The organism is Mycobacterium sp. THU-M104, assembly GCF_049197365.1.
In the GTDB taxonomy this organism is placed as follows: domain Bacteria; phylum Actinomycetota; class Actinomycetes; order Mycobacteriales; family Mycobacteriaceae; genus Mycobacterium.
The window spans coordinates 1-1,225 of record NZ_JBMIOP010000163.1; the positions used below are offsets into that span (position 1 = coordinate 1).

1 protein-coding gene is annotated in these 1,225 nt (G+C 65.2%); it reads right to left on the bottom strand.

Features of this window, described 5'->3' with window-relative positions:
• Positions 1-205: 205 nt before the first annotated feature.
• The coding region (gene bioB / locus ACOJVU_RS13475; protein ID WP_421530228.1) for a biotin synthase BioB at positions 206-1,225 on the bottom strand (1,020 nt) is incomplete at its 5' end.

A 1,225-nucleotide genomic window follows, 5' to 3' on the forward strand; every position in this document is an offset into this window, starting at 1 on the left:
GGGACAGGCCGGCACGGTCAGGTCGGCAACCTCAGCGCGGCTGCGGATCAGCCCGTCGATGCGTCTGTAGACGAGGCGGTAGGCCGCCGCGGCGTCGGAGATCGGCAACAGCTGCGGTGGTCGGCAGGTGTGGGACCGAGACGATCCCTCCTGGAATTCATTGCTGGGCAACTTATTTGACCTTATTTCGGGGCATGTTCAGGATTTACGTGTTGGCGGGTATGGTGGTGCCTGCACCGCGGTGGCGGGCGACGACGAGGTCGCGGTGGTGCGCGGCCTCCGTCTGCTGGTCGCAGCCCTCGATCACGAAGCCGGAGTCGGCGATCATCGCCCGATCGGCGTGGCCGGGTTGTCCTTGGCTGGTGAGGTAGTCCCCGAGGAACATCGAATTCGCCAGATGTAAAGCCAGCGGCTGGAGGTTCCGCAGGTGAATTGCGCGTCCGCCGGCGACCCTGACCTCGATGTCGGGGAAGGCGAACCGGAACATCGCCAGGATGCGCAGGCAGCGTAGCGGGGTCAGCGCCCACTGCCCGCCCAGTGGTGTGCCCTCGAACGGGATGAGGAAATTCACCGGCACCGAGTCCGGTTGCAGGTCACGTAGAGTCAACGCGACATCGACGATGTCCTCGTCGGATTCGCCCATACCAACGATGGCGCCCGAACAGGGCGACAGCCCAGCGGTTTTAGCGGCGGCCACGGTGGCGGTCCGGTCGTCGAAGGTGTGGGTCGAGCAGATCCGGGCGTAGTTGCCGGCGCTGGTGTTGAGGTTGTGGTTGTAGGCGTCGGCGCCGGCCGCCCGCAGCCGTTCGGCCTGCCCGTCTTTGAGCAACCCCAGACAGGCACACACTTCCACCGATGGGGCCGAATTCTTGATGGCGGCGACGGTGTCGGCGATCCGCTCGATATCGCGGTCACCCGGCCCGCGGCCCGCGGCAGCCAGGCAGACGCGGTTGGCACCGGCATCGATCGCGCACTGGGCGTGGCGGGCGGCTTCATCGGCGGTGATCCAGGAGTATTTCAAGATATCGGTGGTCGACCCGCGTCGTTGTGAACAATAGCCGCAATCCTTGGGGCACAGACCGGACTTCATGTTCACCAGATAGTTCAATGTGACGCGACGCCCGAAGAATTTACGCCGTACCCGTGCGGCCGCGGCGATGACATCGAGCAGGTCGTCGTCGCTGCTTGCCAACACCGCCAACAAATCGTCGCGATCGACCGGCCG